16 protein-coding genes are annotated in these 19984 nt (G+C 72.7%); 13 read left to right on the forward strand and 3 right to left on the reverse strand.

What is annotated here, in order from left to right; translation table 11 throughout:
* The first annotated feature begins 27 nt into the window (after window positions 1-27).
* The 4 genes from ACWDR3_RS17545 (at window position 28) to ACWDR3_RS17560 (ending at window position 2641) form a co-directional block, all read left to right on the forward strand.
* The gene (locus ACWDR3_RS17545) at window positions 28-993 is read left to right on the forward strand and encodes a zinc-binding dehydrogenase (RefSeq protein WP_450353433.1); all 966 of its coding nucleotides are present in this window, start codon (window positions 28-30) and stop codon (window positions 991-993) included.
* 79 nt (window positions 994-1072) lie between these two features.
* Window positions 1073-1282: a helix-turn-helix domain-containing protein gene (locus ACWDR3_RS17550; protein WP_123997798.1), complete on the forward strand. Its 210-nt coding sequence runs from the start codon at window positions 1073-1075 to the stop codon at window positions 1280-1282.
* Complete coding sequence (locus ACWDR3_RS17555) at window positions 1282-1893, forward strand: Clp protease N-terminal domain-containing protein (protein WP_450353377.1); 612 nt, start codon at window positions 1282-1284, stop codon at window positions 1891-1893. The genes ACWDR3_RS17550 and ACWDR3_RS17555 overlap by 1 nt, the downstream gene beginning before the upstream one ends.
* A gap of 106 nt (window positions 1894-1999) precedes the next feature.
* Window positions 2000-2641, forward strand: coding sequence for a hypothetical protein (locus tag ACWDR3_RS17560; RefSeq protein ID WP_450353378.1), 642 nt, complete (start codon window positions 2000-2002; stop codon window positions 2639-2641).
* Window positions 2642-2774: 133 nt separating this feature from the next.
* Here ACWDR3_RS17560 and ACWDR3_RS17565 read toward each other — a convergent pair whose 3' ends face one another.
* Together ACWDR3_RS17565 and ACWDR3_RS17570 are read right to left on the reverse strand one after the other, a co-directional pair.
* Window positions 2775-3884 carry a helix-turn-helix transcriptional regulator gene (locus ACWDR3_RS17565; RefSeq protein WP_450353379.1) on the reverse strand — a complete coding sequence of 370 codons (1110 nt, stop codon included), beginning with the start codon at window positions 3882-3884 and terminating at the stop codon, window positions 2775-2777.
* A gap of 1 nt (window position 3885) precedes the next feature.
* Window positions 3886-5025, reverse strand: coding sequence for a DUF4097 family beta strand repeat-containing protein (locus ACWDR3_RS17570; protein WP_450353380.1), 1140 nt, complete (start codon window positions 5023-5025; stop codon window positions 3886-3888).
* 212 nt (window positions 5026-5237) lie between these two features.
* Between ACWDR3_RS17570 and ACWDR3_RS17575 the strand changes: the two genes are divergently transcribed.
* Window positions 5238-6083, forward strand: coding sequence for a hypothetical protein (locus ACWDR3_RS17575; RefSeq protein ID WP_450353381.1), 846 nt, complete (start codon window positions 5238-5240; stop codon window positions 6081-6083).
* Between the two features lie 84 nt (window positions 6084-6167).
* Here ACWDR3_RS17575 and ACWDR3_RS17580 read toward each other — a convergent pair whose 3' ends face one another.
* Window positions 6168-6350, reverse strand: a complete 183-nt coding sequence (locus ACWDR3_RS17580) for a DUF6104 family protein (protein WP_019058231.1) — start codon at window positions 6348-6350, stop codon at window positions 6168-6170.
* Between the two features lie 163 nt (window positions 6351-6513).
* Between ACWDR3_RS17580 and ACWDR3_RS17585 the strand changes: the two genes are divergently transcribed.
* The 8 genes from ACWDR3_RS17585 to fxsT all read left to right on the forward strand — a co-directional run bounded on the left by ACWDR3_RS17585 (window position 6514) and on the right by fxsT (window position 19927).
* Entirely contained in the window at window positions 6514-6993 is a 480-nt protein-coding gene (locus tag ACWDR3_RS17585; protein ID WP_450353382.1) for a CU044_2847 family protein, read from the forward strand.
* Window positions 6990-9152: a VMAP-C domain-containing protein gene (locus ACWDR3_RS17590; protein WP_450353383.1), complete on the forward strand. Its 2163-nt coding sequence runs from the start codon at window positions 6990-6992 to the stop codon at window positions 9150-9152. The genes ACWDR3_RS17585 and ACWDR3_RS17590 overlap by 4 nt, the downstream gene beginning before the upstream one ends.
* Window positions 9153-9272: 120 nt before the next feature.
* On the forward strand, window positions 9273-10292 hold the full coding sequence (locus tag ACWDR3_RS17595) for an AAA family ATPase (RefSeq protein ID WP_450353384.1): 1020 nt from the start codon (window positions 9273-9275) through the stop codon (window positions 10290-10292).
* A 7-nt stretch (window positions 10293-10299) separates the two neighbouring features.
* Window positions 10300-13668 carry an SAV_2336 N-terminal domain-related protein gene (locus tag ACWDR3_RS17600; RefSeq protein WP_450353385.1) on the forward strand — a complete coding sequence of 1123 codons (3369 nt, stop codon included), beginning with the start codon at window positions 10300-10302 and terminating at the stop codon, window positions 13666-13668.
* Window positions 13669-13717: 49 nt separating this feature from the next.
* A complete protein-coding gene (fxsA, locus tag ACWDR3_RS17605; RefSeq protein ID WP_450353386.1) occupies window positions 13718-13912 on the forward strand; it encodes an FxSxx-COOH cyclophane-containing RiPP peptide in 195 nt (64 codons plus the stop codon).
* Window positions 13913-14117: 205 nt separating this feature from the next.
* Entirely contained in the window at window positions 14118-15296 is a 1179-nt protein-coding gene (locus tag ACWDR3_RS17610) for an FxsB family cyclophane-forming radical SAM/SPASM peptide maturase (RefSeq protein ID WP_450353387.1), read from the forward strand.
* Window positions 15296-16756 (forward strand): aKG-HExxH-type peptide beta-hydroxylase, encoded by a 1461-nt coding sequence (locus tag ACWDR3_RS17615; RefSeq protein WP_450353434.1) that lies wholly within the window; start codon window positions 15296-15298, stop codon window positions 16754-16756. Before ACWDR3_RS17610 ends, ACWDR3_RS17615 begins: the two co-directional genes overlap by 1 nt.
* A gap of 153 nt (window positions 16757-16909) precedes the next feature.
* Entirely contained in the window at window positions 16910-19927 is a 3018-nt protein-coding gene (gene fxsT, locus ACWDR3_RS17620; RefSeq protein WP_450353388.1) for an FxSxx-COOH system tetratricopeptide repeat protein, read from the forward strand.
* Window positions 19928-19984: the final 57 nt, after the last annotated feature.

Raw genomic sequence — 19984 nt, forward strand, 5'->3', positions numbered from 1 at the left:
CAACCGGCGGAGCCTATCGTCGAGGCCATGTTCGCCGTCTACGCCGCCCGAATCGACCGCGACCAACCGCTCGCCGGACTGGAGCTGGGGGATCGACCCGCCCCCGAGGCCCGTTCCGGCTGGAGCACCGTCGATGTCAGGGCCGCCTCCCTCAATCACCACGATCTCTGGTCGCTCCGGGGCGTCGGGCTCCCGGAGGACCGGTTGCCGATGATCCTCGGGTGCGATGCCGCCGGTGTCGACGCGGACGGCAACGAAGTCGTCCTGCACTCCGTGATCGGCCAGAGCGGGCACGGCGTCGGCCCGAAGGAGCCCCGCTCCATCCTCACCGAGCGCTACCAGGGCACTTTCGCCGAACAGGTCGCCGTCCCGACCTGGAACATCCTGCCCAAGCCGAAGGAACTCTCCTTCGCGGAGGCGGCCTGTCTGCCCACGGCCTGGCTCACCGCGTACCGCATGCTCTTCACCAACGCCGGTGTCCGGCCAGGCGACTCGGTCCTCGTCCAGGGTGCCGGCGGCGGTGTCGCGACCGCCGCGATCGTGCTCGGCAGGGCCGCGGGGCTGCGGGTCTTCGCCACCAGCCGGGACGAGGCCAAGCGGAAGCGCGCGGTGGAGCTCGGCGCGGTCGAGGCGGTGGAGCCGGGCGCGCGGTTGCCGCAACGCGTGGACGCCGTCATCGAGACGGTCGGCGCGGCCACCTGGTCGCACTCGATCAAGTCCCTGCGGCCCGGCGGCACGGTCGTCATCTCCGGCGCGACGAGCGGCGACCGCCCCTCGCACGCCGAACTGACCCGCATCTTCTTCCTCGAACTCAAGGTCGTCGGCTCCACGATGGGCACCAAGGACGAACTGGAGGACCTGCTCTCCTTCTGCGCCACCACCGGCGTGCGTCCCGTCATCGACGAGATCCTCCCGATGGACCGCGCCCGCGAAGGCTTCGAACGGCTGGAGTCCGGCGACCAGTTCGGAAAGATCGTCCTCACGAACGGCTGACCTCCCTCCCTGCCCCTCACCTCCCTACCCCTGTCAACTGTGGTTGACAGGGACGGTCTCGTCAACGTAAGTTGACACCATGACCGAAGCAACGGATCTCGCCGAGCGCGCGGGCGATCGCGATCCACGGGTCGGCCTGCGGGCCGTCAGCGCTCTGCGCCGGCTGCTGGAGCAGTTGGAGGCCGTGCAGGTGCGCAACGCCCGCAATCAGGGCTGGTCGTGGCAGGAGATCGCCGCGGAACTCGGAGTGAGCAGGCAGGCCGTGCACAAGAAGTACGGGAGGCATTGATGTTCGAGCGGTTCACCAAGAACGCCCGCGCGGTGGTCCAGGAAGCGGTGGAACAGGCGGAACGGTCGGGGGCGCGGTCCGTGGACGCCGAGCACATACTGCTCGCGCTGCTGGACCGCGAAGGCAGCCGCGCGACCTTCGCACTGGCCGCGCTCGGCGTGTCCGACACCGAACACAAGGAGTCCGTACGCCGAGCCCTCGCCGAGGCGCGACGTCGTGCCGGGTTGTCCCAGGCCGAGGCGGAGGCCCTCGCCGGACTGGGCATCGACGTCTCGGAGATCGTCGCCCGGATCGAGGAAGTGCACGGCGTCGGCGCGATGTCCGGCGACCGCGGGACCGGCGGCCGCGGAGGTGGCAACCGTGGCGGTGGCAGTCGTGGGCTGGGGCGCCGTCCCTTCGAACGAGGCGCCAAGGATGTCCTCGTACGAGCGCTGCGCACCACCCTCGCCCACGGCGACCGGCACGTCGGCGACGAACACCTCCTGCTGGCCCTCACGATCCTGCCGGGCGTACCGGCCGAGGTGCTCGCCGATCACGGGGTGACGCACGAGTCGCTGTCGCGGGTGCTGTACGGGGCGGGTGCCGGCGGCGGCGAGGCGAAGGCCGGCTGACCGGGCGCGGCGGACTCGGGCGGCGAAGATGTGGCCGTGGGGGAGTCAGGGGTGGGTACTGGGGTTGGGCCTGCCGAGAATGGCCTGGTCCTTCGAAGGAGAGCCCATGACTGTGTCCGATCCGGTGTCCCACCCGATGTCCGAGCCCGTGCCGCTCGTCCTCGTCCCGGCGGAGGGGGCCGTGCGGGACGCGGTGACCAAGGTGGGCGGGCAGCCCGTGTGGCTGGGCGAGCCGCAGTGGCCGTTGTCCCGTGGGACCGGGCGGCCGATGGAGTTCCTGGGACAGTTCGCGCTGGCGGGCGGTCGGCTCGCGTACCTCTTCATGACGGGGGACGGTGACACATCCGGCGACGGCGTCGACGGCACCTTCGATCCGGAGGGCGGCGAGAACGCCCTCGTGGTCCAACCCGACGGCCGCGTCCCTGAGTTCGTGACCGTCGAGCACCGGGCGGAGGGGCCCAGCGCCGGTGCCGACCATGTGCCTGGCGACGGTCAACTGCCGGATGGCGCCGATGTCGAAGGCGGCGATGCCGGAGAGAGCCGTCGGCCCTGGCAGTTCCTCGGCGGGCCCGGGGTCGAACCGCACTGGCTCCAGGGCGAGGAGCCTCCCGGCGACGACTGGTCCCTGGTCGTCCAACTCGACTCCGGCAAGCTGCCCTTCGACGTCGACTTCGGCGACTCGGGTGTGGGTTACGCCTTCCTCGCCCCGGACGCCAAGGAGGGCCGCTTCCTCTGGCAGTGCATGTGACGGGCACTGCGTGTGACTGCCGGTGGGTGTGACGTGCGGTGGATGTGACATGCGGTGGATGTGACGTGCGGTGGATGCGAGGGGCCGGCCGGGCGCGCTGTGCGGTGCGCCCGGTGCCGTCCCGCTCTCCCGCTCAGGCCCTCGGCGTGCGCAGTATCGACCCGATGTGCGCCGCCGCCGTCGACAAGTGGCCGCGGGCTGCGCGCAGTTGGTCGTCCGTGACCCCGTGGTCCCGGGCCGCGTCGCGGATGTCGTCCCGGAAGCGGTCGAGCAGCCGGTCGAGGTCACGGCCCGCGTCACCGGTCGTCGAGTCGTCGTGCGCCCAGCTCGGCTCGAACTCGGCCGGGAAGTCCTCCGGCGTCTGCGAGTAGTCGGGCTGCGTGCCCGAAGCGCCCGCACTGCCACCCGCACTCGCCTCCGTGCCGGTGCCCGCTCCCGCGCCGCCCCGCCCGAACCCGAAGTCCTTCCCGAACTCCTTGCCGAAGTCCTTCCCGAACTCGCCGAACTCCTTGGCCAGTTCGGTCAGCCCTTCGCGCACCCCAGTCGGCCAGTCGCCCCGCGAGAAGTGGTCCTGCACCTGTTCCTGCACCCGCTTGCCGATGCGCTGCAGTTCCTCCTGCGCCTGGGCCCGGGCCCGCTCCTGCGCCTCCTTGGCCTGGCGCCTGGCCCGCTGGGCCTCGTCGCGGGCCCGCCGGCTCTCGTCCTTGGCCCGCCGGGCCTGTTCCTTCCACTCCTGCTTGACCCGCCGCATCTCCTCCTTGGCGACGCGCCAGGACTCCTTGTCGGTGAAGTCGCCGAAGTCGCCCGCGGGACCGGCGTGTTCGCCGTCGCCGCGGCTCTTGGCGCCGGCACCGCTGCGGGCCTCGCTCGCCGCGGCCCGCATCTCGCGCCGCAGGTCGCCCGCCGCGCCGCGCACATCGGCGCGGATCTCGGCGGCCAGCTCGGCGACCGACTCGCGGATCTCCAGCTCCAGGTCGGCCAGTTCGCCACTGCGGTCGGCGAGTTCGGCGCGGCCCGCGTCCGTGATGGCGTACACCTTGCGGCCGCCCTCGGTGGTGTGGGTGACCAGGCCCTCCGCCTCCAGCTTGGCGAGACGGGGGTAGACGGTGCCCGCCGACGGCGCGTACAGCCCCTGGAACCGCTCTTCGAGGAGACGGATCACCTCGTAGCCGTGGCGCGGGGCCTCGTCCAGCAGCTTGAGCAGGTAGAGGCGCAGGCGGCCGTGGGCGAAGACGGGGGGCATGTCAGAGCACCTTCTTGTCGGTCGTACCGTCGGCCGGGGCGTCGCTCGTGCCGTCGCCCGGGCCGGAAACGGAATTGTCCCCCGAGTTGCTGTCAGGTTCGGCCGACGGGGTGTCGTCCGACCGGGTCGCCGGGGCGGAGGCCTCGGCAGGCGGGGCGATGTCGCCGGCAGGCGGATCGATGTCGTCCGTGTCGTCCGTGGCGTCCTTGGTGTCGTTCTTGGTCAACAGGTCGGTGTCCCGGGCCGCTTCCTCGGACCGCGGAACCGCATCCGAGACCCCCGCCTCGAAGTCGTCCGGCGTCGAGTCCCACGGTCCGTCCTCGGGGCCGTCCTCCGTCGGAGGGCGCCGGAGCAGGGCGATGGAGCCCGAGACGGTGGTCGCCTTCAGGCGGCCGCTGCCCGAGCCGAGGCGGCCGGTGATCCGTTTGGCGCCCCACTGGCCGCTCACCCGCAGGTCCTCGAAGGCGTTGGAGACCGAGCCGCTCGCGGTATTGGCCTCCACCTCCGCGTCCGCCGGATGCGGCAGCCGGATGGCGATCTCGCCGGAGACGCTCGTCAGGCTGACGTCGGTCGGGCGGCCGGCCGGGTCGAGGTCGACGATCATCGAGCCGCTCACCGACTCCGCCTTGACGGAGGAGCCCGCGCCCTCGACCACGGTCAGATCGCCGGAGACGGAGTTGAAACGGAGGTCGCCGCTGAGGGCCTGCGCCTCCACGTTGCCCGAGACCGTGTCCGCGCGGACCGGGCCGGTGAGCCGTACCAGCGTGGTGTCGCCGGTGACTCCCTTGACCTCCGCGCGCCCGTCGAGCCCGGAGACCACGGCCGCCGCGCCGACCACGCCGACCTCGACGCGCGTGTCCGCCGGAACGGCCAGGGAGACCACGGCGGAGCGCCGCCACCCCTTCCGGTCGAGCCACTTGAGGAAGCCCTTCCAGGGCAGATCCTCGTAGGCGACCGTGAGGGTGCCGTCCCGCTGGGTCACTGTCAGGGGAGGTCCCTCGATCCGGGAGACCTCCAGGCGGGCGGAACCTTCCTCGGTGCCCACCACGTTCACCGTTCCGTTGACGACGCGCACGTGCAGCTCTCGCACGGGCTCGTCGAACGTGAGCTTCCGCGGCTCTGCGACGGACCACTCGGACATGTTCCGGACCTCCCCGTCCTGACGCGCCATATCGCGTCTTTCGTTATTCACGATATATCGCGGTCGAGGAAAGTCAAGGCACCCGTTCGGGGGATATAGACCCCTAGGGGACGCCGTCGGGGCGCCCTCTGGAGGCCCTCGGGGCGCTCCGGGAAGGGTGGTGAAATGCCTCCGAAGTGACCGGACGGGACAAATCGCCCTAGCGTGTGAGCATGTCGACGGAAGCCTCCCGCAACGTTCCCGGCTCCGCGCCGGCCCCCGGAGCCCTGCTGCTCTGCCGTGCGGAACCCGAGTCCGTCGCCCCCGTCGCCGGGCTGCTGCGCGAGCGGATGCTGCTGACCGGTGCCGGCGAGGACTGGAGCGTCCTGGTCCCCGAGGGCGCGCCCTGGTCGGCCGACGGCGAGCCGGTCGACCGCGTCCTCACCGGCTGGGCCACCGCCCTGGCCGTGGGCGCCCCCTGGCCCGTACTCGCCCTGTGGTGGGACGCCGACCGCGCCGGCTACACGCTCGCGTCCGGCTTCCGTCGCCCGGTCGGCTACGTCTGGCTCGCGAACGGCACCCCGGCCGGTGAGGACGAGGCGATGCGCACCTTCGCCGCCCGCCTGGGCCTGGACCCGGTCCTGGACGTCCAGTCCCTCGACGAACTCACCAAGCCCGATCCGGCGGCCGATGCCCGTGCGCGCCTGCGCGGCCTCCTGGCGGTCCTCACGCGCGCGGGGGTCGCACTCCCCGCCGGCCTCACTGTCGGCGACCCCGCCGACCGCCTCCACGAGGCCGCCAGCATCCGCCCGGACGCCCGTCCCGTCGAGCGGCCGGGCCCGCGCGAGACGGCCCGCACCGAGCTCGGAGCGATCGACACCGGTCCGCTCATCCCCTGGCTGCCCCATTCGGGCACCCCGCAGGCCCGCGCCCTGGCCCTCGCCGAGGTGGCCGTCGGACTCCCGCTCACGGCCTGGGGCGTACGGCGGCGCAGCGGCGGCTGGATCGCGGCGGGGGCGCTGCTGCTGGTGCACGGGGCGCTGGGGCTGGCGTACGACGTGGTGCTGCCGCGGGACTGAGGCGGGGGAGCCACCGCAGAGGCGCGGAAGCGGCAGCCGTTGAAACGCGGAGGCGCCCCCGAGAGGCGCCTTCGGGACGGACCTCTACTCGTCGTCCTCGTCGTCGTCCAACCGGGCCAGCCAGGTCGCCAGCCGCTCCACCGGGACCTCGAAGTCCGGGTTCAGGTCGACGAACGTCCGCAGCTGCTCGGCGAGCCACTCGAAGGTGACTTCCTCCTCGCCGCGCCGCTTCTCCAGCTCCTCGATGCCGCGGTCGGTGAAGTACATGGATCGTGCTCCGTGGGTTCGTCGAAGGGGTTGGCACGCTCCCGCGCGGGAAGAACCCTCTTCCTTGTGGGAGGGAGAAGTGCGGTCTTCCGACAGGGAGGCCCGTGAGGAACAAGGATAGGCGCAGGAAGTACCACGGGGACTCGGGGGAACGGGGAACGCGATGGCGCGGGAAGCGACGCGGGTGGCGCGGATAGCGCTGCCGGACGGGACGCCGGTGTGGGCCCGGATATCGGGGGCCGAGGAGCTGGACGTACCGCCGGGGGAACTGTCGTACACGGACACCGGATTCGCCGACCGGGTGGAGGCGAGCGTCGAGAGTCTGCACTCGCTGGTGACCGGGGTGGCGCGGTCGCTGGCCGGGCCGGTGCGGGCGGTCCGGCCCGACGAGGTGAGCGTCGAGTTCGGGATCGAACTGACCGCCAAGGCGGGGAAGGTGGTGGGCCTGCTCGCGGACGGCGAGGCCAAGGCCGCGATCACGGTCACGCTCACCTGGAACGGGGCGGGAGACGCACCGCCGGGCGCGGACGCGGGTGACGACGGGTCGGTGCCCGGGGCGACGAGCACGTCACGTACGGGCGCGTCCACCGGCGCGTCGGTGCACGGGGGCGCCGACGGCGCCGCCACCGGGAGCGGAGCATGACGGACTGGCACGCCCGGGGCGCGTCCCACGGCTCCGATGCCGCCCGTCGTGCGCTGCGCCGACTCGTCATGACGGCGACCGTGCGCATTCATCGCACAGGTGTCGGGTATGCCCTGGACGAACCCGGGTCGTTCCTCGGGAGCGGCTTCTTCGTCGCCCCGAACTGGGTTCTGACCTGCGCACACGTGGCTTGCGACGGGGAAGGGGGCGAAGTGGCGGTCGTCCATGAAACCGCGCCCGGCCGCAGCACGTCCACCGTCCTGGGCCAGGTGGTGGCCACGCTGCCGAGCCGCGCCGAGCAGGCCGCGGTGCCGGGCCGGTGGCCGGCCCCGGACCTCGCGCTCGTGCAACTGAGCGAACCCGTCGACCACGAGTGCGCGTACGTCACCGAACGCCCGCCCGCCTACTACGGCGAGGGCCAGGTGCTCTATGCGGGCTGGACCGTGATGGACGGTCAACTGCGTTTCCTGTACGGGCCCTTGGCGGTGCAGGGCACCATCGGCGGCTGGTCCTCGGACGTGCAGATACGCCTGGGCGACAACGACCTGCCGTTCGGGGTGTCGGGCGGTCCCGTGATCGACCCGGTGCGCGGCGAGGTCATCGGCGTACTGAAGTCGCGTTCGGACCACCGGCCGGGCGGCACGTCCACCGGGATCGAGCAGCTGCGCACGCTGCAGGTGCCGGCGACCGCGCCCCGGTCCGAGCACGACGACCCGTACCAGGCGATCTTCCACGCCCACGACCGCTACCACCGTGACCGGCAGCGGCAGCCCGGCTCCCGGCAGCACACCTGGGCGGACGTGCAGAGCCAGCTCGGCTCCCGGCCCGGCCGCACGTTCGGACCGGACGAGCGGACCGAGTTGCTCGGCCGGCTGGCCGATCTGCCGCCCCCGGTCAGCACCCGCGGCCTGCTCGACATCCTCGAATCCCTGCCGGACTTCCAGGACCCCAGCCCGCTGCCCGCCCCGCGTGCCTGGCGGGACGGTCTGGGCGCGCTGTACGAGAGCGCGCGCGACGACGGCGCTCTTGAACTGGTCCTCGACTACGCGATGTTGGCCCTGTCCGCCGAACGCCCCTTCGTGACCCCTCGTACCGCGGACGCCGAGGAGGCGCTGTGGGAGTGGGTGCGCCATGCCGCGCAACGGCTCGGCGCCCCCTACCGCGAGAGCCTCGCCCGGCAGCGGACCGAGCGGCTGCGGCTGCGCAGGCCGCCCGAGCCGGCAGCGGCCGCGGAAGGGGAGGAGGCGCCCGACACGATCACCGGCGCCTTCGGCCCCGGATCCGCCGGCGTGCCACGGACGCGGGCCCGCGACGCGGAGACGCAGCGGTTCGCGCTGCTCGAAGTGGCCCGCCGGGCCTGGGAACCGGACCGCTACGACTGGTCGGTCGCCGTCGCCTCGCCGGGCGGTGAGGCGACGCGTCTGCACCAGGCGGAGCGCGTGTCGCTGGCCGAACTGCCCGCACAGCTCGCCGGTCCCCTCGCCGAGGCCTTCCGGCGCTGCGACGAACCGGGCTGGCCGGCCGTCCTTCAGGTGGCACTGCCCCACGTCCTGCTGGGACTTGAGGTGGACACCTGGCAACCGTGGCCCGAGGAGCCGCAGTTGGGGCAGTCGCGTCCGGTGGTCGTGCGCTGCGCCGACCGCGACCAGCTGCCCGAGGACGGCGAGTTCGATCTCTTCGACGCGGAGCGGGTCGACATCGACGAGGAACGCAGGGCCCGTTGGCGCTGGCTGCACGCGCATCGCGCCAAGGCCGAGGTCATCGACTGCGACGACGGGTTCCGCAAGCCGGTCCCGACCGTGGAGCAGCTGCGCGGCCGTTCCCACGGCACCGTCCCGGTCCTGTGCCGGTACGGCGATCACCGCTACGACGACGACGCGGCCGCGCTCACCCGGATCGTGCTCGGCGGCTACGGCGTGGCGCTGTGGCGCCGCAGGAAAGGTCAACTCGACTCCGTGTGCGGGGAGTTCCACCGCGGCACGATCGACGAGATCGCCGAACCGCCCAGCGCGGCCCGCCTTCCGCGCGCCGTGCACGAGCTTCGGGTACGGCTGCGGGCGGCCCGCCTTGAGGCGTACTGGGCCGACGGAGTGGCTCTCCTGTACGACGATCCCCACCACCCTCTTCCCGGGACCGGCGATCTTCTGGAGGCTCCTTGACGCAGTCCCGAAAGAACCTGGCCACTGTGGCAATTGGCCCCTTATCAGGTCACCCGAGGATCGATACGGTGAAGCACATTCGGACGGCTGCCGTAGGGGACGAGTGACGAGGACCGGATCATGACCGAATCCAGTGAGTGGCTCATCTACCGAGGCGCCGGCGAACCCCACGACGGAGTCGGACGGCTGCCCGCCCCGCCGCCGTGGCGGGACTTCTCCAGCCGGGACGCGGGCTCGGGCGGCGGGTCCGAGGACCGTCGGCTCGGTGCCCACCGGCATCTGGCGGAGCTGCACCGCCCGGGCGCCGAGGAGCTGGAGATGATCAACGCGGCGCTCTATCTCCGGCGTCCGCTGCTCGTCACGGGAAGTCCGGGGGCCGGCAAGAGCACCCTGGCCCACTCGGTCGCCTACGAACTGGGCCTGGGCAATGTGCTGCGCTGGTCCATCGTGAGCCGGTCCACCCTCCAGGACGGCCTCTACCACTACGACGCGATCGCGCGGCTCCAGGACGCGCAGATCGCCGCGCAGGGCGGGTTCGGCGCGGCGGCCGGGTCGCCGGGCGCGGTCGAGGGCATCGGCAGCTACATCCGGCTCGGCCCCCTCGGCACCGCGCTGCTGCCCTCCGACGCCCCGCGCGTGCTGCTGATCGACGAGCTCGACAAGAGCGACATCGACCTGCCCAACGACCTGCTCAACGTGCTGGAGGAGGGCGAGTTCGCGATCCCCGAACTGGAGCGCATCGCGGACCGGTTGCCGGACGGCGAGGCGACGGTGCTCACGGCCGACGGCGTCAAGGTGCGGGTGCGCGACGGCCGGGTGCGCTGCCGCGCCTTCCCCTTCGTGGTCCTCACCAGCAACGGGGAACGCGACTTCCCCGCCCCGCTCATGCGCCGCTGCATCCACCTCGAACTCGGGCGCCCGGACCACAACCGGCTCGCCACCTTCGTACGCGCCCATCTCGGTGTGGAGGCGGCGCGGGCCGGGGAGGATCTGATCACGCGGTTCCTGGAACGCTCGCGCAACGAACTGCTGGCCGCGGACCAGTTGTTGAACGCGATCTATCTGACCGATGTGGCCGCGCCGACCAGTCGCGACCGCCTCGCCGAGCAGCTCGTCCAGCGACTCGACCGCCCGAGGTGAGGCGCTGATGCCCGACGCGGCGGCGCGTCACGGTCCCCTCCCGCCCGGTCACGGCGACGAATCCGCGGCGGGGCGCGCACCCGTGCCCGAGGGCGACCTCATCGCCGAACTGATCGTCCGGCTGCGGGAGATCAGCCTCGACCCCGATGCCGAGCAGCTGTGCGACGCGCTCTGGCTGGCCCGCTGGGCCCGGCCGACGGCCGACGACGAGTCGTCGGATCCCGGCGCCGACACGCGGTCCGTGCGGCTGGTCGGCCCGCCGCCGGACCGGACCCCGCCACCGCCGCCCGAGGAGCGGCGGTCCACCCGGCCGCGGCCGTACTCCGCGACGGCCGACCGGCGGGTGGCCCTGTATCCGGTGCCGCAGGACGGCGCGCCGCGGACGGGGGACGGCGCTCGCGCCTCGGTGCTGTCGGTGGGGGTGCCCGCCGCCCCCGCGCTGCCCGCCCCGCTCGAACTCCAGCGCGCGCTAAGGCCGTTGCAGGGCTACCGCAGCCCCGCACCGCCGCTGCGGCAGGAGCTCGACGAGGTGGCGACCGCGGACCTGAGCGCCCGGGCCGGCGGTCTCATCCTGCCCGTCCACCGGGCCGTGACCCGACGGGACGCGCGCTTGCAACTGGTCCTCGACGCCTCCTCGTCCATGCGGGTCTGGGACCGGCTCTTCGCCGAACTGGAGCAGGTCTTCGGCCAGTTGGGGGCGTTCTCCGATATCCAGGTCAGCTATCTCCACCAGGGCCCGGACGGCGGCCCCGCCGTCAACCGCAACCCCGACGCGTACGCGGCTCCACTGCACTCTCCCGACCGGCTCAGCGATCCGACCGGACGCCGGATCGTGCTGCTGGTCAGCGACTGCGCGGGCCCGCTGTGGCACAGCGGACAGGCGCACCGGCTGCTGCACCAACTGGCCAGGCAGGGGCCGGTCGCCGTGCTCCAGCCGCTGCCGCAGCGCCTGTGGAACCGCTCCCGACTGCCGGTCACCATCGGTGAGTTGACGCGTGGCGAGACGCTGGGCGGAGCGTCCGTCCTGCGGGTGCGCACACCCTCCGGCGGGGTCCCGCCCGAGGCACGCAGGGGCGCGCTGCCCGTGCCGGTGCTGCAGCCCGAGCCGGTCGCCCTCGGCGCCTGGGCGCGCCTGCTGTCCGGGGCCGGTGCCGGACCGGTGCCGGGTGCGGTGGGCTGGGTGCGCGCGGACCAGCCGCCCACGCCGACGACCGGCTCGGGCCCCGACCGCACGCCGATGGAACGGGTCAGCAGGTTCAGCTCCAGCGCCTCCCCGGCCGCGGGCCGCCTCGCCGTCTATCTGGCGGCGGCCCCGCTCTGCCTGCCCGTGATGCAGCTGGTGCAGCGGACCATGCTGCCCGACTCCGGTCCTTCCGAACTCGCCGAGTTCCTGGTCGGCGGCCTGGTCACCCGGGTTCAGGAGGGGTACGAGACGGACGGCGTCCCCTGGTACGAGATCGAGCCGGACGTCCGCGACGCGCTGCTGTCGAGGCTCGGCCGCGACGAGGCCATGCTCGTGCTCAAGCACAGCTCGGAGTACATCGAGCAGCGCTTCGGAAAGGGCGGCCCCAACTTCCCCGCTCTCGCCCTGGCGCAGCTGGGAGACGGGGGTTCGGGCCGGCCGTACGCGGCGCCCGGCGGCTACAGCGGCGAGAACGGCGGCAACGGCGACGCCACCCTGGTCCCGCAGCCGTTCGCGGAGGTCGCGGCCCGAGTGCTGAAGCGCTTCATGCCGCTGCCGGAACAGTTCGAGACGTACGGCAGCCGGTCCGACCCCGGTCCGGCCGAGGACCGGCCGAGCCATCCCGCGGTCGGCCGGGCCCGCGAGCTGCTCGCCCGGTTCGACGCCGAAGGCATGATCCAGGACGTCATCGACGCCGTACAACTGCTGCGCGGCGCCACCGAGCGCGAGCGGTCCGCGGCGGCCGATCCCGAACTGTGGGCCGAATACGCCCACTCCACGCTGCGCCTGTGGCAGGTGCAGGGCGGCGACGAGCTGTTGCAGGAGGCGGAGTCGGCCGCGGAGCGCGCCGTCGCCCATCCGCACGCGCTGCACGAACGGGCCGTACTGGCACGGGTGTTGCACGCCGCGGCCACCGACCGCCGTCGGCGCGGCGACCACGTGGGCGCGCTCGACCTGCTGCGGCGCGCGGACCGGGAGTACGCGGTCGCCTGCGCGGCGCCCGACCTGGAGCGCGCGGAGGCCCTCAAGCTCACCCTGGAACGGGTGGGCGCACTGGAGGCCCAGTGGCGGCTGGGCGACGACACCGCACTGCTGCAGGGCGCCGTGGGCATGCTGGAGGCGTTCGCCGACGTCTGGCCCGACCGCCGCAGCCGCCCGCCCGAACTCCCGCTGGCCCACGGGCGCGTCCTGCTGCGGCTGTCGGGCGCCACGGCCGACCCGGTCCAGGCCCGGCTCTACGCCGAGCAGAGCGCGCAGTCGCTGCGTGACGCCCTGGAGACCGGCGCGGAGGCACGGACCGCCGAGGCGGTACGCGCCCGGGTGCGGGTCCTGCTCGATCTGGTGGACGCGCTGCTCGGCTCCGGGGGCCCGCTGGAGGACGCCCGGGCCCGGGTCGACGAGGCGCTGCTGATCGTCCGTGAACAGAGCCAGCGCGCCCAGCTGTTGCTGCGCACCGGGCGCATCGCGGTCGCACGGCACGCCGAGTCGGGCGACCCGGCCGACCTGCAACGGGCCGCGGACAGCTTCGAACAGGCCGCCCAGCGCGTGCCGCGGGACGCGCCCGCCCACGCGGACGTGCTCGCCGAGTGGGGCGAAGTCCTGCTGCGCACCGCCGAGTCGGAGACGGGGACGCGGTCCCGGGAGGCGCTGTCGCGAGCCATCCGGGTGCTGCGGGACTGCCGGATGGAGACGCCGGCCGGCAGCCGCGGTCTCGCCCGCCGGCTGCTCCTGCTCGGCCGGGCCCTGATGCTCCGCTACCGGGCCCGCGGCGACCGGGTCGACCTGCGGGAGGCCGAGCACCTCCTCGGCCTCGCGGCGGCGGACGCGGACGACCCGCTGCTGGCCGCGCGCTGCCGACTGGAGCTCGGCCAGGTCCAGTTCGAGGCGTACCGGAGTCTGCGCCGCCCGACGCGCCTCGACCTCGCGGTCGACGCGTTCCGGGCCGCCGCGGAGTCGGCCGGTCAGGCCGAGGAGGCGGCCCAGACGGACCGCCGGCGCCAGGAGGCCGTCGAACTGGGTGCGCAGGCGCACCACTGGCGGGGTATGTCCTACGAGGCGGCGGCCCGGCCACGGGCGGCCCGGGAGGCCTATCGGGCGGCCCGCGCGCAGTGGTCGCGGCTGCCGGACGACAGTCTGGGCACCGGCGAGCCGACGGCCCGGCAGACGGAACTGCGGCTGAGCGAGCTGGAGTGAGCCGGTCGGGGTGCCGCATCAGCCGCATCAGGGGTGGAGAGGGGCCGGAATGAGCGCAGGGGACGAGTCGGCGGCGCGGGACACGGTCGCTGGCGGCGAGGAGCCGCTGCCGGATCTGCTCGGGCTGGATCTGGCGGAGCTGGGCACCGTCGAGCATCCGGTGCTGCGCGAGGTGCTGGCCGAGCTGCGGGAGCGGGCGGGGCGGCCGAGCGAGATGCTGTGGGGGTTCAACAGCTCCATGTGAGCGACGAGTCACCAAGACGGGCCAACAACGGTCATGGTGTGCTCTATTGGTGGCCATTCCGGTCGCATTCAAAGTTGAATCGGTCAAATTCGGTCGCCCTGAGTTTGCGGCTGCCGTCCGGCCGGGGAAACGGCCCCATGCGTGGTCGAGGCCGCGACACGGTCGCGTCGCAGCAGCACGGGCGGTACGGCATGGGGGTGCTGGAGTGTCTGGAGCGACGCCGGGCCCCTTCCCTTTCCGGCAGTTCATCGTCAAGGTCCAGGGGCGCTGCAACCTCGCCTGCACCTACTGCTACCTCTACGAGGGCCCCGACCAGAGCTGGCGCACCCGCCCCGCCGCCGTCCCGGCCCGGGTCCTGGACCGCACCGCCGCACGCATCGCCGACCACGCCCGAACCCATCGCCTCACCGACCTCTCCCTGGTCCTGCACGGCGGCGAACCGCTGCTCTCCGGCGCGGCCCCCCTGGCCCGCTTCACCGCCCTGGTCCGCGACCGCGTCCCCGGCCACTGCACGGTCCACGCCACCGTCCAGACCAACGCGACCCTGCTCACCGAGGACAACCTCGGCGAACTGGCCCGCGCCGACATCCGCGTCGGCGTCAGCCTCGACGGCGGCACGGCCGCGCACAACGCGCGTCGCGTCGACCACGCGGGCCGGCCCTCCTGGCCCGCCGCCTCACGCGGGGCACGGCTGCTCGCCGACCGCTTCCCGCGGTCGTACGCCGGAATCCTCACCGTCGTCGACCCCACGCTGGATCCGGTGCGGACGTACGAATCCCTGCTCGCCCTGCGCCCGCCCGCCCTGGATCTCCTGCTCCCGCACGGCAACTGGTCCGTGCCGCCGCCGCACATGAAGGACGCGCGGTACGGCGACTGGCTGTGCGCCGTCTTCGACCGGTGGTGGGCGGCAGGGCGGCGGGAGGTGCGGGTAAGGCTCTTCGAGGAGACCCTCGCCCTGCTGCTGGGGCTGCCCGCGGCCACCGAGTCGCTGGGGCTGCAGCCCTTCGACGCGGTCGTCGTGGAGACGGACGGGTCGATCGAGCAGGTCGACTCCCTGAAGTCGGCCTACCCCGGTGCCGCGCGCACCGGCCTCGACGTGTTCCGGCACGACTTCGACCAGGCCCTGCGGCACCCGGGGGTCGTCGCCCGGCAGGCGGGGCCGGCGGCGCTCGCCGACCAGTGCAGGGCCTGCCCCCTCCTGACGGTCTGCGGAGGTGGCCACTACGCCCACCGCTATCGGTCCGGGCACGGCTACCGCAATCCGTCTGTTTACTGCTCTGATCTGCAACGATTCATCCGTCATGTGGCCGCGAGGCTAGCCGAGGACGCGTCGGGCGCGCGCTCGGCCACCGCACCGGCCGCCGGCGAAGGGGGCACTCCATGATGTTCCCGGCAGTCACGGAACCGGCCCTCGCCGAACTCGGCCGCGCCGAGGCGAGCGCCGACACCCTCGCCCTGCTGGTGCGCGACCAGGACACGCGGCGGTTGTTGATGCTGCGGGCAGTGCTCGACGCCACCGCGGAGGCCGACCCGGCGACCTGCTCGTACAGGCAGAAGGCCCGCCTGCGCGCGGACTGGGCGATGCTGACGGCGGCGGACGGACTCCAACTCGACGGCCGCGTAAGGGAGTCGGACGGGACCGCTGTCATGCCGCTGGCTCTCTCGCCCGCTCGGGCGCGCCTCATGTACCCCCTGACCGGACCGTGGGCCCGCCACTGCCTCCGGGTCCTGACCGCCGACGCCGGCTCACCGGGGGAGGACCGGCCGGCTCAACTCGGCCGCGCACTGGCCCACTTCAGCGCCCTCGCCGCGGCCGCCGCCGCCCGGGCCGGACTCTCCTTCTCGGCAACGCTGACGGCCTGCGACGGAACCCTCACCCTGCCCTCACTCGGAGCCCTGCGCACCGCGTCCTCCGGCGACACGGAGGTCGAAGTCCGGCACCGAGCAGGAACCCTGACGTTTCGTCAGCGCGATGCTCCAGACGTCACCGTGCACCTGGAGAGCGGCACCGGAGCCTGGTCCGGTTCGCTCGCCTGGCAGTCCGCGTACGCGCTGCCCGGGCTGCTGCCCGACTCCGCGCCGATGCCGCTGGACGACCTGGACCCGTACCGCACCGTCCGCGAGTCCCGGCACCGCGCGCTGAGCGGGCCGACGACGCTCGACGACGCGGAGCGCAAACGGTGGCTCCAGGTGTGGTCCGGCACCGCAGCGGCCCTGCGGCAGGGCGGCGCGCACCGGGTGACGGCGGCGACGGCCCTGTTGCGCTGCCTGGTGCCGCTGGCGCCACCACCGGGCGTGGGCGCCCGCGGCAGTTGCAGCGCCACCCGGCGCGAGGCGTTCGGTGCCCTGCTGAGCACCACACCACCCGACCCGGTGACCTTCGCCGCGACCCTCGTGCACGAGATGCACCACGCGCAACTGGCGGCACTGAGCGAGATGGTGACGCTCCATCAAGCCTCTCCGGAGGAGCGCTATTTCGCGCCCTGGCGGCCGGACGCACGGCCCTACGACGGCCTTCTCCAGGGTGCCTATTCACATCTGGCCATCGCCGACTACTACCACCGCAGGGCGCTCGCCGACGGTACGGCCGACCGTCCCTCGGCCTGGGCGCTGCATGCCCGTTACCGCGCCCAGGTCGGGGCGGTCCTGCCCGCGCTCGTCGGTTCGCCCGATCTCACCGTCCCCGGGCGGCGGTTCGTCGACGAGATGGTCGCCGCCCACGAACGCATGGGCGCGGATCCGGCGCCCCGGGGCCATACCGTCCGCGCCCAGGCCTATGTGCGGGCCGCCCGCACCCTGTGGACGCAGCGTCATGCCCCCTCGTGTCCACGGCCGAACGAGTGAGGGTCCCCACGTGACTCAGGATTCCGGCCCACGGCTCCCGTCCGGTGCGCGAAGATCGTCGCGCCCGTGCGCCCGTTCCCCTGTTCCGGGGCTCTTACGAGCGGAGCGCGCAGGTTCTAGGATTTCGTGGGACAAAGCGCTGGAGGCGGCTGCATGGCTGGAGCCCGTACATCGGTCAGGTCAACCGAGAGGGGGGCCGCCAAACAGACGGTCACCATCCACTTCGCCGGTTTCAACCGGGCCTGGGCGGCCTGGATCGGGGACCGGCTGGAGCGGCACGGGCTGCGCGTGACGTATCTGCGCTGGGACTCCCCGGCGGAGGTCCCGCTGGTGGATCTGCTGCGCGACCTCAAACTGGCGGACGGCCGCATCCTCATCGTCGTCAGCGAGTGGTACTTCCAACTCGGCCCGCGCTCGCACGAGGAGTGGAACGCGGCGCTGCGCGAGGTCGTGGCGCCGGACCCGTCACGGTTCGCCGCCGTGTCCGTGACCACGGCGCCGGTCCCCTCGGCCACCGCGGTGCTCGCACCGACGGACCTGGCCAACATGGGTGCGGACGAGGCCGAGCGGCGGTTGCTGGACCGGTTGGATCTGCCCTACGAGCCGCTGGCGGACGCCGGCCAGGGCGGCCGCAAAGGGCCGCGTTACCCGGCGGCGATGCCGGAGGTCTGGGGCGGGGTGCCGCGGCGCAACACCCGCTTCACCGGCCGCGAGTCGTTGCTCAACGACGCCTATCACCTGTTGCAGGGTGCCGAGCCGGGCGCCGGTGTGGTGACGCTGTTCGGCATGTCGGGCGTGGGCAAGACCCAACTGGCGGCCGAATACGTGTACCGGTTCGGCTCCGAGTACGACGTGGTCTGGTGGGTCAACGCCGAGAAACGGGTGATGTACCGGCGGTTGCTGGCCGAGCTCGCCCCGAAGCTCAAGTTGCAGACCGGCCAGGAGTACGGCGAGCGGCTCCGTGCGGTACGCGACTCGCTGCGGCGCGGGGAACCGTACGGGCGTTGGCTGTTGATCCTGGACGGTGCCGACGAGCCCGACCAGATCTGGGACTTGGTGCCCACCGGGCCAGGGCACGTCCTCGTCACCTCCCGCAACCCCGAATGGGGCGAACACAACAGCAAGTTGCTGGAGGTACCGGTCTACGCCCGCTACGAGTCGGTGGCGTTCATCCGCCGCCGCGCGCCCAGGCTCTCGGACGGGGAGGCCGACCAACTGGCGGACGCGCTGGAGGACTTGCCCCTGCTGCTGGACCAGACGGCGGGCTGGTTGAACGACTCGGACCTCTCGGTGCAGGAGTACATCGCCCTGCTGGAGGGCGGAATCGACGGCGATGTGGTGAAGGTGTCCGCGGACTTCCCCGTGGCCTTCCAGACCGCCTGGTCGATACTGCTGAACAAACTCCGCGACACCGTGCCGGAATCCGTCGACCTGCTGCGTCTGTGCACCTACTTCGCGCCCGGGTTCATCCCCGTCCGCCTGCTGAAGGAGATGCCGGCCGACGAACTGCCCGAACAGATCGCCGGACTGGTCAACGACCCGCTGCTGTGGAACCGGGCGATCAACCAGCTGCGCCAGTACTCCGTCGTCCGGCTGGAGTCCCACGAGTCCGCCGTCGACGAGACGGCCTCCCCCGGCGAGTCGCTCTACCTGCACCGCATGGTCCACCAGATCGTCCACAAGGACATGCCCGAGGCGGACCGCCAGGAGTTCATCGACGTCGTACGCCAGGCACTCGCCGCCGCCGACCCGCGCCGGCCCACCGACCCCGACCTGTGGCCCGCCTACGCGGAGATCGTGCCCCACCTGAAGTACGCCGACGTCCTGCAGACCAAGGACGGCAACGTCCAGCGCCTGGTCTTCAACTGCCTGCGCTACATGTACTTCTCCGGCGAGTACCAGGCGGGCATCAAGCTCGGCGAGCGCGCCATGGAGGCATGGCGCGCCCTGCTCGGGGACACCCACCCGCGCATCTGGGAACTGACGTACCACTACACCAACCTGCTGCGTGCCGCGGGCGACTACACCCGCACCGAGGCCCTCAGCCGCGCCGCCGTCGAGCACCTGAAGGAGAAGCGCGGACCCCAGGACCTGGAGCATCTGCGCGCGGCGGCCGGACTCGCGGCCGACCTGCGCGGCCTCGCCCGCTACGACGAGGCGCTGGAGCTGTCCCAGTGGATCCTGGTGGCCTACCGCGAACTGCTCGGCGAACAGGACTCGCGCACCCTCAACGCGCAGAACAACATGGCCGTGTCCCTGCGCCTGCTCGGCAGCTACGAACACGCCCTGGAGGTCGACCGCAAGACCCTGGAGGCCCGGCGCAACCTGCTGCGGACCGGCACCCGGCATCCGTGGACCCTCGACTCCGAGATCTCCTACGCCATCGACCTGCGGCTGCTCGGCAACTACACCCAGGCCGAGTCGATCCAGCGCAAGAACCTGGCCGACAATCAGCGCGTGATGGGTGAGGACAACCCGCAGACGCTCAGGGCCGAGTACAACCTGGCGCTGTGCCAGTACCGCAAGGGCAACCGCGAGGAGGCGGGAGTGCTCTTCGGCAGTGTGCTGGAGCGCGGCGAGCGGGTGCTGGGCGAGACGAACCCCGTGACGCTGATCTTCGCCTCCGGCCAGAGCTGCTTCGCCCGTGAGCACGGCGACATCGACGAGGCCCGCACGCTCATCGAGGCCATCGTCGCCCGCTACGAGCTGATGCTCACCGAGGGACACCCGTTCATCGCCGGAGCCCGCGCCAACCAGGCGCTGATCCTGCGCAACGTCGGCGAACGGGAGCACGCCCACCACCTCATCGAGCAGGCCCTGGCCGAACTGACCGCGGCGGTGGGGGAGAACCACCCCTGGACACTGGGCTGCGCCCTCAACGCCTCCGCGCTGCGCAACCTCGTCGGCGACACCGAAGGCGCGGCCGCGCTCAGCGGGGCCACGGTGGCGCGCGGCACGGAGTCGCTCGGCCGCACCCACCCCCTCACCCTGTCGGCCCGGATCGCCCAGGCGGCCGACCTGCGGGGCCTGCGGGAGCGCCGGCAGGCGGAGAAGACCGAACAGGAGGCCCTGACGGACCTGGAGGCCACCCTCGGCGACCGACACCCGCACACGGTGTCGGCCCGCGCCCGCAACAGGCCGTTCTGGGACTTCGAGCCGCAGACCACATAAGCGGCGCCGGACCCCTTCAACTCTGTCCACGACAAAGGGCCCGCCCCCGGATCACTC

The sequence above is a fragment of the Streptomyces sp. NPDC001002 genome, from assembly GCF_053599215.1.

Coding starts and splice junctions, on each gene's coding strand:
- ACWDR3_RS17580 (WP_019058231.1), bottom strand. CDS start 6,350: ATGTACTTCACCGACCGCGGCATCGAGGAGCTGGAGAAGCGGCGCGGC.
- fxsA (WP_450353386.1), top strand. CDS start 13,718: ATGAGCGCAGGGGACGAGTCGGCGGCGCGGGACACGGTCGCTGGCGGC.
- ACWDR3_RS17595 (WP_450353384.1), top strand. CDS start 9,273: ATGACCGAATCCAGTGAGTGGCTCATCTACCGAGGCGCCGGCGAACCC.
- ACWDR3_RS17615 (WP_450353434.1), top strand. CDS start 15,296: ATGTTCCCGGCAGTCACGGAACCGGCCCTCGCCGAACTCGGCCGCGCC.
- ACWDR3_RS17600 (WP_450353385.1), top strand. CDS start 10,300: ATGCCCGACGCGGCGGCGCGTCACGGTCCCCTCCCGCCCGGTCACGGC.
- ACWDR3_RS17555 (WP_450353377.1), top strand. CDS start 1,282: ATGTTCGAGCGGTTCACCAAGAACGCCCGCGCGGTGGTCCAGGAAGCG.
- ACWDR3_RS17570 (WP_450353380.1), bottom strand. CDS start 5,025: ATGTCCGAGTGGTCCGTCGCAGAGCCGCGGAAGCTCACGTTCGACGAG.
- ACWDR3_RS17590 (WP_450353383.1), top strand. CDS start 6,990: ATGACGGACTGGCACGCCCGGGGCGCGTCCCACGGCTCCGATGCCGCC.
- ACWDR3_RS17575 (WP_450353381.1), top strand. CDS start 5,238: ATGTCGACGGAAGCCTCCCGCAACGTTCCCGGCTCCGCGCCGGCCCCC.
- ACWDR3_RS17550 (WP_123997798.1), top strand. CDS start 1,073: ATGACCGAAGCAACGGATCTCGCCGAGCGCGCGGGCGATCGCGATCCA.
- fxsT (WP_450353388.1), top strand. CDS start 16,910: ATGGCTGGAGCCCGTACATCGGTCAGGTCAACCGAGAGGGGGGCCGCC.
- ACWDR3_RS17560 (WP_450353378.1), top strand. CDS start 2,000: ATGACTGTGTCCGATCCGGTGTCCCACCCGATGTCCGAGCCCGTGCCG.
- ACWDR3_RS17545 (WP_450353433.1), top strand. CDS start 28: ATGTTCGCCGTCTACGCCGCCCGAATCGACCGCGACCAACCGCTCGCC.
- ACWDR3_RS17585 (WP_450353382.1), top strand. CDS start 6,514: ATGGCGCGGGAAGCGACGCGGGTGGCGCGGATAGCGCTGCCGGACGGG.
- ACWDR3_RS17565 (WP_450353379.1), bottom strand. CDS start 3,884: ATGCCCCCCGTCTTCGCCCACGGCCGCCTGCGCCTCTACCTGCTCAAG.